We start from the raw sequence: 14,414 nt of genomic DNA, 5'->3' as shown, positions 1-14,414 counted from the left end.
CATGGCCGGTCAGGTACAGGCTCTCCGGCGGCGCATCCGCACCGTCCGGTCGACCAAGAAGATCGCCAAGGCGCAGGAGCTGGTCGCGACCAGCCGCATCGCCAAGGCCCAGGAGCGGGTGGCCGCCTCCAAGCCGTACGCGGAGGCGATCACCCAGGTCCTGACCGCTCTGGCGTCCAACGCGACGATCGACAACCCGCTGCTGGTCCCGCGCGAGCGGGTCCGGCGGGCGGGCGTCCTGCTGATCACCAGTGACCGCGGTCTGGCCGGCGCCTACAACGCCAACGCCATCCGTACCGCCGAGCAGCTGATCCAGAAGCTGAAGGCGGACGGCAAGGACACGGTGCTCTATGTGGTCGGCCGCAAGGGCGTCGGCTACTACCGGTTCCGTAACCGGCCGATCGAGGCCAGCTGGACCGGGTTCTCCGAGCGTCCGTCCTTCCCGGACGCGAAGAGGATCGGCGACGCGCTGCTGGAGGCGTTCATCGCGGGCGCGGACGACACCGACGCGCACTACGGCCCGGACGGCATCCAAGGCGTCGACGAGCTGCACATCGTCAGCACCCAGTTCAAGTCGCTCATGACCCAGAGCGCGGAGGCGCACTTCCTGGCCCCCATGCAGGTCGAGGAGCGCGAGGTCGAGCCGGGTCTGCGCCCGGCGTACGAGTTCGAGCCGGACGCCGACGAGCTGCTGGACGCGCTGCTGCCGAAGTACCTCAACACGCGGATCTACGCGGCGTTGCTGTCCTCGGCCGCGAGCGAGTCGGCGTCGAGGCGGCGGGCGATGAAGAGCGCGTCGGACAACGCGGACGACCTGCTCAAGCGGTACACGCGCGAGATGAACTCCGCGCGGCAGGCTGCGATCACCCAGGAAATCAGTGAGATTGTCGGCGGCGCCAACGCGCTGGCCGCGGCGGGAAGTGATGTGTGATGACTGCTGTAGCTGAGCCCACCAAGGCGGAGACCGGCGTCGGCCGCGTCGTCCGGGTCATCGGCCCGGTCGTCGACGCCGAGTTCCCCCGTGACGCCATGCCGAACATCTACAACGCGCTGCATGTCGACGTGACCCTCTCCGAGGGCACGAAGATGCTGACCCTGGAGGTCGCCCAGCACCTGGGTGACAACCTGGTCCGCGCGATCTCGATGCAGCCGACCGACGGCCTGGTCCGCGGGGCCGAGGTCACCGACACCGGCGCCGGCATCTCGGTGCCCGTCGGCGACGTGACCAAGGGCCACGTGTTCAACGCCCTCGGCGAAGTGCTCAACGCCGACCCGGCGACCCTGGACATCCAGGAGCGCTGGACGATCCATCGCCAGCCGCCGGCGTTCGCCGACCTCGAGCCGAAGACCGAGATGCTGGAGACCGGCATCAAGGTGCTCGACCTGCTCGCGCCGTACGTGCGCGGTGGAAAGATCGGCCTGTTCGGTGGCGCGGGCGTGGGCAAGACGGTGCTCATCCAGGAGATGATCATCCGCGTCGCCCGTAACTTCGGCGGCACCTCGGTGTTCGCCGGCGTCGGCGAGCGCACCCGTGAGGGCAACGACCTCATCCTGGAGATGGAGGAGGGTGGCGTTCTCGACAAGACCGCCCTCGTCTTCGGCCAGATGGACGAGCCGCCGGGCACCCGGCTCCGCGTCGCCCTGTCCGCGCTGACCATGGCGGAGTACTTCCGGGACGTCCAGAACCAGGAGGTGCTGCTCTTCATCGACAACATCTTCCGGTTCACCCAGGCCGGCTCCGAGGTGTCCACCCTGCTCGGTCGCATGCCGTCGGCCGTGGGTTACCAGCCCACCCTGGCCGACGAGATGGGCCAGCTGCAGGAGCGGATCACCTCGGTCCGGGGCAAGGCGATCACCTCGATGCAGGCGATCTACGTGCCCGCCGACGACTACACCGACCCGGCGCCGGCCACCACGTTCGCCCACCTGGACGCGACCACCAACCTCGAGCGGTCGATCTCGGACAAGGGCATCTACCCGGCCGTGGACCCGCTGGCCTCCAGCTCGCGGATCCTCGCGCCCGAGTTCGTGGGGGCCGAGCACTACGCGGTCGCCCGTGAGGTGCAGCGAATCCTGCAGAAGTACAAGGACCTGCAGGACATCATCGCGATCCTCGGCATGGACGAGCTGTCCGAGGAGGACAAGGTCACGGTGCAGCGGGCCCGCCGCATCGAGCGCTTCCTCTCGCAGAACACGTACGCGGCCGAGCAGTTCACCGGCGTTCCCGGCTCGACGGTCCCGCTCAAGGAGACCATCGAGGCGTTCAAGAAGATCAGCGAGGGTGAGTACGACCACTTCCCCGAGCAGGCCTTCTTCATGTGCGGCGGCCTGGAGGACCTCGAGCGCAACGCGCACGAGCTCATGAAGGGCTGACCTCACCGAGGTCGATGGGCCGCGCTCGCCGCAAGGTGAGCGCGGCCCTTCCGTTTCCCGGGGCTCCTACCCGCCGTTGGGTACCCTGTGATGCGCCTGTTGCCGGAGGGGAGTTGATGTGGCCACCACCGCCAAGCGCCGCGCGCCGTTGTGGGCCCGGCTCTGCGCCATCTTCGGTTGTGTCCTCATGGTCCTCAGCGGCGGCGCCCTCATCACCGGTCAGGTCGTGCTCGCGCGATACGCCGGCTCCGTGCAGACCAAGGATCTCTTCGGCGACCAGGCGGCCGCCCAGAAGGTCTCGGACATCAAGGGCCCGCTCAACATCCTGCTGGTGGGCATCGACCCCCGCACCGACGAGCAGACCCCGCTCTCCGACTCGATCATCGTGGTCCACGTCCCGGCCGGGTTGGACCAGGCGTTTCTCTTCTCGATCCCGCGCGACCTGGTGGTGGACATCCCGCCCTTCGCCAAGACCGGGTTCCGGGGTGGACGATCCAAGATCAATGCCGCGATGGGGTACGGCAGCGCGGTCGGCAACGGCAAGCACGACGTGGCGCAGGGCTTCGAGCTGCTCGCCAAGACCGTGGAGCGGCTCACCGGCATCGCCCGGTTCGACGCCGGCGCGATCATCAACTTCGGCGGCTTCAAGAAGATCGTGGACGCGATGGGCGGCGTCACCATGACGATCGACCAGAACGTGAAGTCCGAGCACCTCCAGCCGAACGGCAAGCCGCGGCCGCGGTACTCCCGGTGCGCCGACAACACCTGCGCGCACCCCTACTACGGTCCCCAGGCCGAGTACAAGGTCGGCACGTACCACCTTCAGGGCTGGCAGGCGCTCGACTACGTGCGGCAGCGGTACGGCCTGCCCAAGGGCGACTACGACCGGCAGCGCCATCAGCAGCAGTTCATCAAGGCCATGGCCTCGCAGGCGCTCAGCAAGGACGTCGTCACCAACCCGGTGAAACTCGACAAGGTGCTCAAGGCGGCCGGCAGCGCGCTGATCTTCGACGGCAACGGTCACGACGTGGTCGACTGGGGCTTCGCGCTGAAGAACATCCGCTCGACCGACATGACGCTGATCAAGCTGCCCGGGGCGTCGCTCTTCGACGGCGGCAGGTACGTCGGCGAGGGCCTCGACCCGAGCGCCACCGACTTCTTCTCCGCGGTGACCCAGGACCGGCTGCGCACGTTCCTGTTCGAACACCCTGAGTACTTCAACAAGAACTCTTAGCGCGAGTGTGGTGGTCGCCACCCCCGGCCTCGGTGCGCAACCCCGCCGTCTAGACTTCACCCCATCGGTAATGCCTGAACAGGGAGACAGCGTGGCCAACCAGCTGGCAGTCAAGGTTGTCGCCGTCGAGGAGCGGGTGTGGTCCGGCGAGGCCGAGATGCTCATCGCGCGCACCACCGAGGGTGAGATCGGTGTGCTGCCCGGTCACGCGCCGCTTCTGGGCCTGCTGAAGGAGCCGTCCCAGGTGCGGGTCAAGCTCGCCGGCGGCGAGCAGTTGACTTATGACGTGAGCGGCGGCTTCCTCTCGATCGACGCGGACGGCGTCACCGTCCTCGCCGAGAGCGCCACCCCGGCCACGCCCGAGTCGCACTGACTCCGGCGATGCGGATTCTGGAATTCCTCGGGATCTGCGTCGTCGCGCTGCTCGCGCTCCTTTTCCTGCTCTTCTTCCGCCGCCGGTTGCTCATGGTCGGTGGCGGCACGATCCGGCTTCAGGTGCGGGTGAACACTCTCGTCCCCGGCCGCGGCTGGGCCTCCGGCGTCGGCCAGTTCGTCGGCGACGAGCTCCGCTTCCATCGCATGTTCAGCCTCGCCTTCCGCCCTAAACGGGTGCTCGACCGCACGGTCCTGGTCGTCGAGGAGAACCGCGCTCCCGACGGCCCCGAGCGGTTGACGATGCCGGGGCACTGGTCGGTGCTGCGATGTCGCAACGGCGACGCGGGCGAGATCGAGATCGCGATGGCCGAGTCGACCGTCACCGGATTCTTCTCCTGGCTCGAGGCCGCACCGCCCGGCCAGCCCGGCAGCATCGGTCCCCGCCCCACGATCCGTCCCCGGCCCGCCGACCACTGACCGGCCCCGGCCCCAAATTGGCGGGAATCCGCTCGTCCCGCCGTCGTCCCGGCCTCTAGCGTCGGGATATGCGCATCCAGATCGTCGACGCCTTCACCGCCGAGCCGTTCGCGGGCAACCCCGCCGGCGTGGTCGTGCTTTCCGAGTTCCCCACCGCCGCGTGGATGCAGCGGGTCGCCGCCGAGGTCAATCTGTCCGAGACGGCCTTCCTGCACCCCCTGCCGCCGGGTGGGGATGCCGATTTCGCCCTGCGCTGGTTCACCCCCGCCGTGGAGGTCGCGCTCTGCGGGCACGCCACGCTGGCCACCGCGCACGTCCTGGGCCGGGACAAGACCAGTTTCGCCACGCTCAGCGGCGTGCTGACCGCGACGGCGGCCGACGACGGCTGGTACACGCTCGACTTCCCGACCGCTCCGCTCACCCCGATCGAGACCCCGCCGTGGCTGGCGGTCGTCCTCGGCGCCGAGATCGTCTCCGTGCACCACACCGGCCCCAACACCGACGACCTGCTGGTCGAGCTGCGCGACGAGGCCACCGTGCGGGGCCTGCGCCCCGACCTCGCGACGCTCGCGAGCAAGGAGAACCGCGGCGTCGTCGTGACCGCCCGGGCGGCCGAGGCCGGCGGCGGCTACGACTTCGTCTCCCGCTTCTTCGGCGCGGCGGCCGGCGTGGGGGAGGACCCGGTGACCGGCAGCGCCCACACCGCGCTCGCGCCGTTCTGGTCGGCGCGGCTCGGCGGCCGCACCGAGCTGACCGGTTACCAGGCCTCCCCGCGCGGCGGCTACGTCCGCGTCACGCTGGCCGGCGACCGCACCCACCTCACCGGCCGGGCCGTCACGGTCATCGACGGCGAACTGCTGGTCTCCTAGACCGTCTGCAGCTCGACCTCGTAGCCCCAGTTGTCCTCGAGGTAGGCGGCATAGGAGTCGGGGCCGCCCGCGTGCGGGTGCCGGTCGGGGAAGAGCAGCGACCAGCCGTGCTCCTGAGCCTCCTCGGTCAGCCGATCGACGTCCTCCCGGCCGCCGGCCGTGAACGCCAGATGGTTCAGGCCCGGGGCGAGCCGGTCGTGCACACCGCCGGAGAGTGCCGGCGACTGTTCCAGCACGACGTAGACGTCCCCGAGCCGCCACGAACGCCCGGCCGGCCACTCCTGGAAGGGTTTCCAGCCGAGCGCGCCCAGCAGCCAGCCCCACGGGCCGCACGAGCCGGCCAGGTCGGGGACCCAGAGCTCGACGTGGTGCAGGCCGCCTAGCGTCCCGCCCCCGGCACCCACTTGACGTCACCGCCCGGGTTCGCGACGCGGGACAGGATGAACAGGAGGTCGGAGAGCCGGTTGAGGTATTTCGCCGGCAGATCGCTCGTACGCTCGGGGTCGTCTTGAAGGAGAGCCCAAGCCGCACGCTCCGCGCGGCGCGCCACCGTGCGTGACACATGCAGCAAGGCCGCGCCCGGGGTTCCGCCCGGCAGGATGAAGCTGTTCAGCGCCTCCAGGCGCTCGTTGAACTCGTCACACCAGCCCTCGAGCCGGGTCACGTAGTCCTCGGTGATCCGCAGCGGCGGATAGGGCGGGTTCTCGGCGAGCGGATTGCACAGATCCGCACCCAGATCAAAAAGATCATTCTGTACGGCGGTGAGCACGGCCCGCACGTCGTCGGGCAGGTTGCCCAGGGCCAACGCGACGCCGAGGGAGGCATTGCACTCGTCGGTGTCCGCGTACGCCACCAAGCGCGGATCGGTCTTCGCGACGACCTCGTTGTTACCCAGTCGGGTCTCCCCGGCGTCGCCGGTACGGGTGTAGATGCGGGTGAGGTGAACGGCCATAGGGCCACCCTACGGAGGCGGGATTGGGTCGGTGCTCCTACCATGGCCCGCGTGGATGTGATCAGGGTGCAGGGCGGCGCGCCGCTCACCGGAGACGTCAGCGTCGGCGGCGCCAAGAACTCGGCGCTCAAGCTGATGGCGGTCGCGCTTCTCGCGCAGGGCCGAAGCGTGGTGGAGAACGTCCCCCGGATCACCGACATCGCGATCATGGCCGAGGTGCTGCGCCGGCTGGGCTGCCAGGTGACGCTCGAGGGCGGCCACGCCATCATCGACGTGCCCGCCGAGCCCGGCAGCGAGGCCGACTACGACCTGGTCCGGCGGCTGCGCGCGTCGATCTGCGTGCTCGGCCCGCTGCTGGCCCGCCGGGGCTACGTGCGCGTCGCCCTCCCGGGTGGCGACATGATCGGCTCCCGCGGGCTCGACATGCACTTCTCCGGCCTGACCCGGATGGGCGCCGAGATCTCCGGCGAGCACGGCTTCGTGATCGCCTCGGCGCCGCACGGGCTGCGCGGCAGCAAGATCTGGCTGGACTTCCCGAGCGTCGGCGCCACGGAGAACCTGCTGATGGCAGCCGTCCTGGCCAAGGGCGTCACCGAGATCGACAACGCGGCCCGCGAGCCCGAGATCGTCGACATCTGCGAGATGCTCACCGCGATGGGCGCCCGCATCGGCGGCGCGGGCACGTCGACGCTGACCATCGAGGGCGTCACCGAGCTCGCCCCGGTCACCCATCGCACGGTCGGCGACCGGATCGTGGGCGGGACGTGGGCGTTCGCGACGGCGATGACCCGCGGCGACGTGACTATCCACGGGGTGCGCCCCGAGTTCCTCGACATCGCCCTGGACAAGTTGGTCACGGCAGGCGCGCAGGTCACGCCCGGTGACAACCAGTTTCGCGTACGCATGGAGAACCGTCCCCGCGCGGTCGACATCGTCACGCTGCCCTATCCCGGCTTCGCCACCGACCTGCTGCCGATGGCGATCGGGCTGGCGGCCGTGGCCGAGGGCTCGTCGCTGATCACCGAGAACATCTTCGACGGCCGCTTCATGTTCGTGAACGAGATGGTGCGGCTCGGCGCCGACATCCGTACCGACGGGCACCACGCCGTGGTGAACGGCCGCGAGCGGCTCTCCGGGGCTCCGGTACGCGCCACCGACATCCGGGCCGGCGCCGGCCTGGTGATCGCCGGACTGTGCGCCGAGGGCGTCACCGAGGTGGGCGAGGTCCACCACATCGACCGGGGCTACCCCGACTTCGTCACCGACCTGGCCAAGCTGGGAATCGAGGTCGAGCGGGCGGACGTACCGGAGCCGACGTACGACTTCTGAGGCCTTTCACCAAGCGGGGGAGCCGCCGACCAGGCGGCGGGCCTCCTCGAGCTCTTCGGCGAAGACGAGTACCGCCGTGCGGCCGTCGGGGTCGACGGCCTGGGTGGCGCGGATGCCGGCGTCGCCGAGCAGTCGCCGGATCTCGTCGGCCACGTCCGGATCGTCGGTGACCGCGGCCGGGAAGAGCAGGCCGTAGTCGTCCGGCTCGCCGAAGATGGCGAGTCCGTCGGCACAGGGGTCGCCCCCGTCCTCGCGGGCGAACGTCCAATGCAGTCCCATGCGCCAGAAGACGGCGCCGAGCAGGCCGACCAGACCGACGGCAACCAGCGGCCCTATGAGGTACCAGCCGTTGCCTGAGGCCATGGGCATAGTCTGGCACCGCCGCGCGGCCGTTTCGCGGGAATTGCCCCGATCGGGAACCCACCCCTTGGCTGAGTCTCCGTTAAGTAACCCCGTAGGGTGAGCCGAGGCACACGCCTCGCCGTCGTAGTGAGCATGGCGGGGGCATCGGCAGAAGGGGAAGGCACATGGCGGGTCGACTCGCGGTCATCGGCTCCGGTTTGATGGGCTCCGGCATCGCGCAGGTCTCGGCGCAGGCCGGCTGGCACGTCACCATGCGGGACGTCGACGACGCCGCGACCAACCGGGGCATGGCGGCGATCCGGAGCTCCCTGGACCGGTTCGTGAACAAGGAGAAGATCACCGCGGAGGAGGCGGAGGCCACCCTCGCGCGGATCACCCCCACGACCGACCTGGAGGCGGCCGCCGACGCCGACGTGGTGGTCGAGGCGATCTACGAGAAGGTCGAGGCCAAGCACGAGGTCTTCCGGGCGCTCGACAAGATCTGCAAGGCTGGCGCGGTCCTCGGCACCAACACGTCAGCCATCCCGATCACCCAGATCGCCACGGTGACCGAGCGGCCCGAGTCGGTGGTCGGCATCCACTTCTTCTCGCCGGTGCCGATGATGAAACTGGTCGAGCTGGTCCGGGGCTACCAGACCTCCGACGACACGCTCGCCCTGGCCCGCAACTTCGCCGAGGAGGTCGGCAAGACCTGCGTCGAGGTGAAGCGGGACGTCGCCGGTTTCGTGTCGAACCGGCTCTTCTCCGCCCTGCTGGTCGAGGCGATCAAGCTGGTCGAGTCGGGCGTGGTCTCGCCGGCTGACCTCGACACGGTCATGAAGCTCGGTTTCGGGCACGCCATGGGCCCGCTGGCCACGGTGGACCTCACCGGCCTCGACGTCATGCTCAACGCGGCGGGCAACATCTACCGCGACACGGCCGACGAGAAGTTCTTCCCGCCGGAACTGCTGCAGCGCATGGTCACCGCCGGCGACCTGGGCCGCAAGACCGGCAAGGGCTTCTACACGTACTGACCGGCCGTTTGGCGCATTCCGGCCGCTCGTCCCGCCGTTCCCTTCTAAGATCTCATTCGGTCATGAGGGGAGGCGTGATGACGCGGCCGGCTCCGTCCGCGGAGGAGATGCACTGGGCGATCACCGAGGCGAGCAGCGAGGCCCTCGCGGTGGCGCCCGGCTGGTTCCGCGCCTGGCCGACGGGCAGCACGAAGTGGTCGGCGGTGAACATCCGCTCGGCCACCCAGGTGATCGTCAACCACAGCCGGGAGGATGATCGCCACCCGGACAGCTGGACGGTCCGCGCCCTGTTCGGGGCGCACGCCGTCGAACTGCACGTCGGCCCGTACGAGTCGAAGACCGAGGCCGTGCTCGTCGCGCACGCGGTGCTGACCATCGCGTACAACGGCGTCCCGCACTGAGGAGTCTTGTCGTACCGAGGCCTTAGGGTCTTCGGCATGGACGACGAGCCGGCCATCCGGGTACGAGGACTGCGGAAGGCCTATGGAGACACCGCCGCGGTCGGCGGTGTCGACCTCGAGGTGGCCCACGGTGAGGTCTTCGCGCTGCTGGGGCCCAACGGCGCCGGCAAGACGACCACAGTGGAGATCCTCGAGGGTTATCGGCGGCGCGACGACGGCGAGGTCAGCGTGCTCGGTGTCGATCCCGAGGTGGCGCAGCGGCGGGGTGCCGGCGCCGAGGCCAAGCGGTGGCGCGATCGGGTCGGCATCGTCCTGCAGGGCACCGGCGAATTCGACGAGCTCAGCGTCGGCGAGGTGGTGCGGCACTTCGCGCGGTTCTACCCGGCGGCCGACGACCCGGCCGCGGTGATCGAGCGGGTCGGGCTCTCCGACAAGGTGCGTGCCCGCACCCACACGCTCTCCGGCGGGCAGAAAAGGCGGCTCGACGTGGCGCTCGGCATCATCGGCCGGCCCGAGCTGCTGTTCCTCGACGAGCCGACCACCGGGTTCGATCCCGAGGCGCGACGGGAATTCTGGGCGCTGATCCGCGACCTGCAGGCCGGCGGCACCACGATCCTGCTGACCACGCACTACCTGGAAGAGGCCGAGGCGCTCGCCGATCGGGTCGGGGTCATCGCGCGCGGCCGGCTGATCGCGGTCGACACGCCCCGCTCGCTGGGGCGGCGCGACTCGGCCCTGGCGACGGTCTCCTGGCGGACGCCCGAGGGAGCCTGGCAACGCACCGAGAGCGCGACGCCGACGGCCGTCGTGGCCGACCTGGCCGCGCGTTTCTCCGGCGAGGTGCCCGGCCTGACCGTCACCCGCCCGACCCTGGAAGACGTCTACCTGGAAATGATCGGGGGCGCGGCATGACGACGACCGAGACCGAAACGACCGCGCGGGCCGGCGCGGTCGAGCTGGCGGTCGCGCAGGGCGGCATGGAGGTCCGGCAGTTCCTGCGCAGCCGGGAACAGGTGGTGTTCACGCTGGCCTTCCCGGCGATCATGATTCTGGTCTTCGGGTCGATCTTCAAGGGCACGATCGGCGAGGGCGTCAAGTTCACGCAGTACTTCGTGACCGGCATGATCGCCACCGGCCTCATGACGGCCGGCTTCCAGGCCCTGGCCATCCAGATCCCGATGGAACGCGACCGCGGCGTGCTCAAACGGTTCCTCGGCACGCCCATGCCCAAGTGGGTCTATTTCGCGGGCAAGGTGCTGATGGTCGGCGTCATCGCCGTGCTCGAGACGGTCATCCTGCTCGCGGTGTCGTCGCTGCTGTTCGGCCTCAAGCTGCCCGACTCGCCCGCGAAATGGCTCACGTTCCTCTGGGTGTCGCTGCTCGGCATCACCGCGTGCACGCTGTGCGGGGTCGCGTTCTCGTCGGTGGCGCGCACCGGTCGCAGCGCGCCCGCCGTGGTCACCCCGGTCGCGCTCATCCTGCAGTTCATCTCCGGGGTCTTCTTCGTCTTCACCAGTCTGCCGGTCTGGATGCAGAACGTGGCGTCCCTGTTCCCGCTCAAGTGGCTCTGCCAGGGGCTGCGATCGGTCTTCCTGCCGGCGTCGTTCGGCGCCCACGAGCCGGGCGGCTCTTTCAACCTGCCGATGGTCGGCCTGGTGCTGGGCCTGTGGTGCGTGCTGGCTCTGGCCCTGTGCCTGACCACGTTCAGGTGGACCACCAAAAGGGACGGTTGAGTCAGTGGGTGGCGGCGAAGGCCAGGGACATCAGGGTTGCCGCGATCATGCCGCCGAGCAGGGTCAGGCCGATGCCGCCGATGTCCAGTTTGGCCTCGAGCCGCCGGTGCGCGACCAGCGCCGCCACCGGCAGACCGGCCGAGGGCGCGACGAGGAAGGCGAGCCAGCCGAGGCCGCGCAGCACGGGACCGCCCCAGACTCCCGTACCGCCGATGGTCACCAGGCCGGAGGCCACCAGACCGGTCAGGGCCGCGCCCAGCGCCCCCACCAGCGGCAGCAGCGGCAGCGCCCAGCGCGGCAGCGCCCGCCGGCCCGCCGGCCGTACGGTCACGTCGATCCGCTCGGCCACCCGGGCCAGCAGCACGTTCGGCGACTCGGGCGCGGAGGGCGGTTCGCCGGTCTCCGTCGCCGGCGTCCGCGGCAGGGCCACCTGGGGCAGCGCGTCGATCGGCGCCGGATCCGGGAGCTCGCCCAGCGTCCGCATCCGCAGGCCGCGGGCCCGCCGCAGCTGGTCCCACAGCCGCTCCGCCTCGCGGTCCACATCGAGCACCTGCGCCGCCGCGGCCCCGGCCCACCGGTCGGCCGAGAGCGCGTCGCCCTCGGCCCGAGCCAGCTCGCCGGCGGCCTGGGTGGCGCTCTCCTGATAGGCCTGCTCGGCCCCGCCCAGCTCGGCCTCCCGTCGCCGGGTCGCCTCGGCGAGGGCGCCGACCATCAGCTGGTAGTCGCGGCCGATGGGCTGACCGTCACGTGTGGTCACTGTTCACCTCGTACGGGATGATCACCTCGGGCGTGCGGTGCACCGAGCGGTCGAAGAACAGGGCCCGCCGTGTGCGCGGATACCAGGCCGGACCGCCCGGCTGGGGATAGAGCGGCGCGAGGTCGGCGCCCTGCACGTCGAGCGCCACCCACGCGCCGATCGGGTCGAGCCGGCTCGCCGGGCCGCCGAGGCTGTCGCGCAGCCGGGAGACCGAGCGCCACCAGCCCAGCACGTGCGTGCGCTGTTCCGGCCCGTCGGTGAGCAGGCGGCGCAGCGCGCCCTGGTCGGCCCCCGCGTCGAGGGCGTAACCGAGCACGTAGTGCGGGATGTCCAGCTCGGCCAGGTCGGGCAATTCGTCGTACCAGTCGGCCGAGGGCAGCTCGGCGATCAGCCGCGCCGCCGCCCCGCCCGCGTCGCGATCGAGGCAGACGACGCTGAAGTGCGCCGGCCCCTGCGCGGCCAGCGACAGCGCCGCCGCCGCGAGCACGTCGCAAGCCTCGTCGGTGCGGGTGCCGAGCACGGCCAGGTTGCGACCGGGCATGCGGCCGAGGCGCAGTCGCGCGGGCCGGGCCGCCACGTCGATCCGCTCGCCGAGCACCGCGCCCGGGGAGGAGCCGACCGGCGCGCTCGCGTCCGGAATCGCCCCGGCCGGGCGGCAAGTCGCCGGCAGCACCGGGACCGCGTCGCCGTCGAAGAGCCGGGGCTCGTCGCAGCCGTCGGGCCGCAGCCGCCAGAGACGCCGCTGGAGCGTACGCCAGACAAGCCGGTCACCCGCGTCCGGAAGCCGGACGACCAGATTGGCCCCGGCCGTGCCCGACTCGGTGTTGACCACCGCGTGGTGCCGGGGGATGACCGCGGCGGCCAGGTTGTTGTCGGCGAGGATGCGCCGCGCCTTGGGCAGCGCGATCCGGAGCGTGAACTGGCCGACCAGCCCGGAGCGCCCCCACAGTGCCTCGATGCCGGAGACGTCCTGCGAGGCGAGGATCAGGTGGATGCCCTGCGAGCGGCCGCGCCGCGCGAGGTCCTCCAGAAGCGTGACGGCCTCGTCGGCGACCGCGTCCCGGCCGCCGAGCAGCACCTGGAACTCGTCGATGACCGCCACTATCCGCGGCCAGGCGCCGGCCGGGTCCTCGGCGCGCAGCTCGGCGAGCTTGCTGGCGTCGTGCCGCTTGGCGGCCTGGGCCCGGGTGCGCAGTTCCTCGCCGAGGTGGCGCAGCATGGCCAGGCCGAACTCGCGGTCGCCGTTGACGTTGATGCCGGCCAGCCGCACCTGGGGCAGCCAGCTCGGGTCGCGTGGCCCGGGCACGAACCGGGCGAACGACACGCCCTCCTTGAAGTCGAGCAGGTAGAGGGCGAGCTCGGACGGGCCGTACCGGGTGGCGAGCGCGGCCAGCCAGGCGTAGATGAGGTTGGTCTTGCCCGAGCCGGAGGGGCCGCCGATGAGCGCGTGCGGGGGATCGTCGCCGAGCGGCACGTCGATCAGGCTTCCGTCGGTGCTGTCGCCGATCGGCGCTATCAGCCCGTGCGCCGACGACTCGGCCCAGAACGTCGCGGGGGAGAGGTCGGCCAGCTGGGCGGGCGGCGGTCCGGCCCGCATCCGCTCGGCGGTGGCCTTGCAGAACGCGACGACCCGGTCGGCCGGCGGTGGCGGGTCGAGCGAGATCTCCAGGTCGCCCGTCACGTCGCATCGCCGGGACCCGGCGTCGATCCGTACGACGGTCTGATGGTCGGTCAGACGCACGCCGCGCGCGACCAGGTGGACACCGCAGGCCACGCCCGTCCGCGTGATGCGGTCGAGCTGGGCGCGCTGGCCCGGTGTCAGGTCGTCGACGTCGGCCAGCAGCACGATCACCCGCCACGGCTCCGAGCGGGAGCTGCCGGCCAGCACCGTCTCGTTCATCCGGCAGATGTGCTCGACCGTCTCGTCGAGCATCGCGCCGAGCCCGCCGGGGCCGACGAAGCCGATGCCGAGCGGGGCGAACGCCGCCAGCGTCCCGCCGAGGTGCTCGGGGTCGTAGACGGTGAGCTGGACGTCGCCCGGCCGGGTGCTGCCGAGCGCCCGCAGCAGCAGACCGGTGATGATGCCGTCGGTCACCGCGGCCGGCCCGTCGAGGTCGAGGTGGGCCGCGTCCAGCAGCGGGACCAGAGCGGGCACCGGCGACGCGTCGTCGAGGGCGATGGTGCCGATCCGCAGCAGGCCGGGGCGTACACCGCGCTCGGGCTCGCTGGGCGACCAGAGCCGCCAGGGCGCGGCGGCGGCGCCGGTGGCGCTGAGCGCGGCGAGCCGGCGGACGTTGCCGGCCAGCTTCGCGGTCTCGTACTGGAAACGTCGCTGAATGTCGCGCCGGGCGGTGTCGCGCGCCTCGGCGAGCTGGTTCAGGCAGGTCGCGTACGCGTCCCGCACCAGCCGCCGCCGCTGCTGCGCCTCGCCCCGCGCCGTCTCGGCCGCCGCCAGCACCGCACGGGCCGCACCGCGGGCCACGGCGAGCTCCTGCCGGACGGCGGCGACCAGCGCGTTGCGGTGGCTACCCACTCGAC

The 14,414-nt window shown here is 71.0% G+C and carries 16 protein-coding genes; 11 read left to right on the top strand and 5 right to left on the bottom strand.

The annotated features are described in order from the left end of the window. The first annotated feature begins 1 nt into the window (after window position 1). The 6 genes from A3CQ_RS0122600 (at window position 2) to A3CQ_RS0122575 (ending at window position 5,328) form a co-directional block, all read left to right on the top strand. Window positions 2–931 (top strand): F0F1 ATP synthase subunit gamma, encoded by a 930-nt coding sequence (locus A3CQ_RS0122600; protein WP_020513230.1) that lies wholly within the window; start codon window positions 2–4, stop codon window positions 929–931. Next, the gene (gene atpD / locus A3CQ_RS0122595; RefSeq protein ID WP_020513229.1) at window positions 931–2,373 is read left to right on the top strand and encodes a F0F1 ATP synthase subunit beta; all 1,443 of its coding nucleotides are present in this window, start codon (window positions 931–933) and stop codon (window positions 2,371–2,373) included. Before A3CQ_RS0122600 ends, atpD begins: the two co-directional genes overlap by 1 nt. 118 nt (window positions 2,374–2,491) lie before the next feature. Then, on the top strand, window positions 2,492–3,607 hold the full coding sequence (locus tag A3CQ_RS0122590) for an LCP family protein (protein WP_020513228.1): 1,116 nt from the start codon (window positions 2,492–2,494) through the stop codon (window positions 3,605–3,607). Window positions 3,608–3,698: 91 nt separating this feature from the next. After that, window positions 3,699–3,980 (top strand): F0F1 ATP synthase subunit epsilon, encoded by a 282-nt coding sequence (locus A3CQ_RS0122585; RefSeq protein WP_020513227.1) that lies wholly within the window; start codon window positions 3,699–3,701, stop codon window positions 3,978–3,980. A gap of 8 nt (window positions 3,981–3,988) precedes the next feature. Next, entirely contained in the window at window positions 3,989–4,459 is a 471-nt protein-coding gene (locus A3CQ_RS0122580) for a DUF2550 domain-containing protein (RefSeq protein WP_020513226.1), read from the top strand. A 68-nt stretch (window positions 4,460–4,527) separates the two neighbouring features. Next, complete coding sequence (locus tag A3CQ_RS0122575) at window positions 4,528–5,328, top strand: PhzF family phenazine biosynthesis protein (RefSeq protein WP_020513225.1); 801 nt, start codon at window positions 4,528–4,530, stop codon at window positions 5,326–5,328. On the opposite strand, the gene A3CQ_RS0122570 is transcribed toward A3CQ_RS0122575, so the two are convergent. Together A3CQ_RS0122570 and A3CQ_RS0122565 are read right to left on the bottom strand one after the other, a co-directional pair. Next, window positions 5,325–5,732 carry a VOC family protein gene (locus A3CQ_RS0122570; RefSeq protein ID WP_020513224.1) on the bottom strand — a complete coding sequence of 136 codons (408 nt, stop codon included), beginning with the start codon at window positions 5,730–5,732 and terminating at the stop codon, window positions 5,325–5,327. The genes A3CQ_RS0122575 and A3CQ_RS0122570 overlap by 4 nt on opposite strands. Continuing rightward, the gene (locus tag A3CQ_RS0122565) at window positions 5,708–6,280 is read right to left on the bottom strand and encodes a cob(I)yrinic acid a,c-diamide adenosyltransferase (RefSeq protein WP_020513223.1); all 573 of its coding nucleotides are present in this window, start codon (window positions 6,278–6,280) and stop codon (window positions 5,708–5,710) included. Before A3CQ_RS0122565 ends, A3CQ_RS0122570 begins: the two co-directional genes overlap by 25 nt. 42 nt (window positions 6,281–6,322) lie before the next feature. On the opposite strand from A3CQ_RS0122565, the gene murA reads away from it, so the two are divergent. Beyond that, the gene (gene murA / locus A3CQ_RS0122560) at window positions 6,323–7,609 is read left to right on the top strand and encodes a UDP-N-acetylglucosamine 1-carboxyvinyltransferase (protein WP_020513222.1); all 1,287 of its coding nucleotides are present in this window, start codon (window positions 6,323–6,325) and stop codon (window positions 7,607–7,609) included. A 6-nt stretch (window positions 7,610–7,615) separates the two neighbouring features. Here murA and A3CQ_RS0122555 read toward each other — a convergent pair whose 3' ends face one another. Beyond that, a complete protein-coding gene (locus tag A3CQ_RS0122555; RefSeq protein WP_020513221.1) occupies window positions 7,616–7,972 on the bottom strand; it encodes a hypothetical protein in 357 nt (118 codons plus the stop codon). Window positions 7,973–8,136: 164 nt separating this feature from the next. Between A3CQ_RS0122555 and A3CQ_RS0122550 the strand changes: the two genes are divergently transcribed. From A3CQ_RS0122550 to A3CQ_RS0122535, 4 genes are all read left to right on the top strand, one after another. Further along, window positions 8,137–8,985: a 3-hydroxyacyl-CoA dehydrogenase family protein gene (locus tag A3CQ_RS0122550; RefSeq protein ID WP_020513220.1), complete on the top strand. Its 849-nt coding sequence runs from the start codon at window positions 8,137–8,139 to the stop codon at window positions 8,983–8,985. Between the two features lie 77 nt (window positions 8,986–9,062). Next, the gene (locus tag A3CQ_RS0122545) at window positions 9,063–9,386 is read left to right on the top strand and encodes a hypothetical protein (protein WP_020513219.1); all 324 of its coding nucleotides are present in this window, start codon (window positions 9,063–9,065) and stop codon (window positions 9,384–9,386) included. Window positions 9,387–9,422: 36 nt separating this feature from the next. Further along, on the top strand, window positions 9,423–10,298 hold the full coding sequence (locus A3CQ_RS0122540) for an ABC transporter ATP-binding protein (RefSeq protein WP_020513218.1): 876 nt from the start codon (window positions 9,423–9,425) through the stop codon (window positions 10,296–10,298). Continuing rightward, window positions 10,295–11,119: an ABC transporter permease gene (locus A3CQ_RS0122535; RefSeq protein WP_020513217.1), complete on the top strand. Its 825-nt coding sequence runs from the start codon at window positions 10,295–10,297 to the stop codon at window positions 11,117–11,119. Before A3CQ_RS0122540 ends, A3CQ_RS0122535 begins: the two co-directional genes overlap by 4 nt. A gap of 1 nt (window position 11,120) precedes the next feature. Here the strand turns inward: A3CQ_RS0122535 and A3CQ_RS0122530 are convergent, their stop codons facing one another. Together A3CQ_RS0122530 and A3CQ_RS0122525 are read right to left on the bottom strand one after the other, a co-directional pair. Continuing rightward, window positions 11,121–11,876, bottom strand: a complete 756-nt coding sequence (locus A3CQ_RS0122530; protein WP_020513216.1) for a hypothetical protein — start codon at window positions 11,874–11,876, stop codon at window positions 11,121–11,123. Then, window positions 11,863–14,409 (bottom strand): FtsK/SpoIIIE domain-containing protein, encoded by a 2,547-nt coding sequence (locus A3CQ_RS0122525; RefSeq protein ID WP_020513215.1) that lies wholly within the window; start codon window positions 14,407–14,409, stop codon window positions 11,863–11,865. The genes A3CQ_RS0122530 and A3CQ_RS0122525 overlap by 14 nt, the downstream gene beginning before the upstream one ends. Between the last annotated feature and the right edge of the window lie 5 nt (window positions 14,410–14,414).

Origin of the sequence: Paractinoplanes globisporus DSM 43857, assembly GCF_000379645.1 — a bacterium.
GTDB classification, from domain to species: domain Bacteria; phylum Actinomycetota; class Actinomycetes; order Mycobacteriales; family Micromonosporaceae; genus Actinoplanes; species Actinoplanes globisporus.
This window is presented reverse-complemented; position numbering and strand designations above follow the sequence as displayed.

Excerpts from the sequence above, each read along its gene's own strand:
- A3CQ_RS0122600 (WP_020513230.1), top strand. The coding sequence starts at position 2 with ATGGCCGGTCAGGTACAGGCTCTCCGGCGGCGCATCCGCACCGTCCGG.
- atpD (WP_020513229.1), top strand. The coding sequence starts at position 931 with ATGACTGCTGTAGCTGAGCCCACCAAGGCGGAGACCGGCGTCGGCCGC.
- A3CQ_RS0122580 (WP_020513226.1), top strand. The coding sequence starts at position 3,989 with ATGCGGATTCTGGAATTCCTCGGGATCTGCGTCGTCGCGCTGCTCGCG.
- A3CQ_RS0122575 (WP_020513225.1), top strand. The coding sequence starts at position 4,528 with ATGCGCATCCAGATCGTCGACGCCTTCACCGCCGAGCCGTTCGCGGGC.
- A3CQ_RS0122565 (WP_020513223.1), bottom strand. The coding sequence starts at position 6,280 with ATGGCCGTTCACCTCACCCGCATCTACACCCGTACCGGCGACGCCGGG.
- murA (WP_020513222.1), top strand. The coding sequence starts at position 6,323 with ATGGCCCGCGTGGATGTGATCAGGGTGCAGGGCGGCGCGCCGCTCACC.
- A3CQ_RS0122555 (WP_020513221.1), bottom strand. The coding sequence starts at position 7,972 with ATGGCCTCAGGCAACGGCTGGTACCTCATAGGGCCGCTGGTTGCCGTC.
- A3CQ_RS0122550 (WP_020513220.1), top strand. The coding sequence starts at position 8,137 with ATGGCGGGTCGACTCGCGGTCATCGGCTCCGGTTTGATGGGCTCCGGC.
- A3CQ_RS0122545 (WP_020513219.1), top strand. The coding sequence starts at position 9,063 with ATGACGCGGCCGGCTCCGTCCGCGGAGGAGATGCACTGGGCGATCACC.
- A3CQ_RS0122540 (WP_020513218.1), top strand. The coding sequence starts at position 9,423 with ATGGACGACGAGCCGGCCATCCGGGTACGAGGACTGCGGAAGGCCTAT.
- A3CQ_RS0122535 (WP_020513217.1), top strand. The coding sequence starts at position 10,295 with ATGACGACGACCGAGACCGAAACGACCGCGCGGGCCGGCGCGGTCGAG.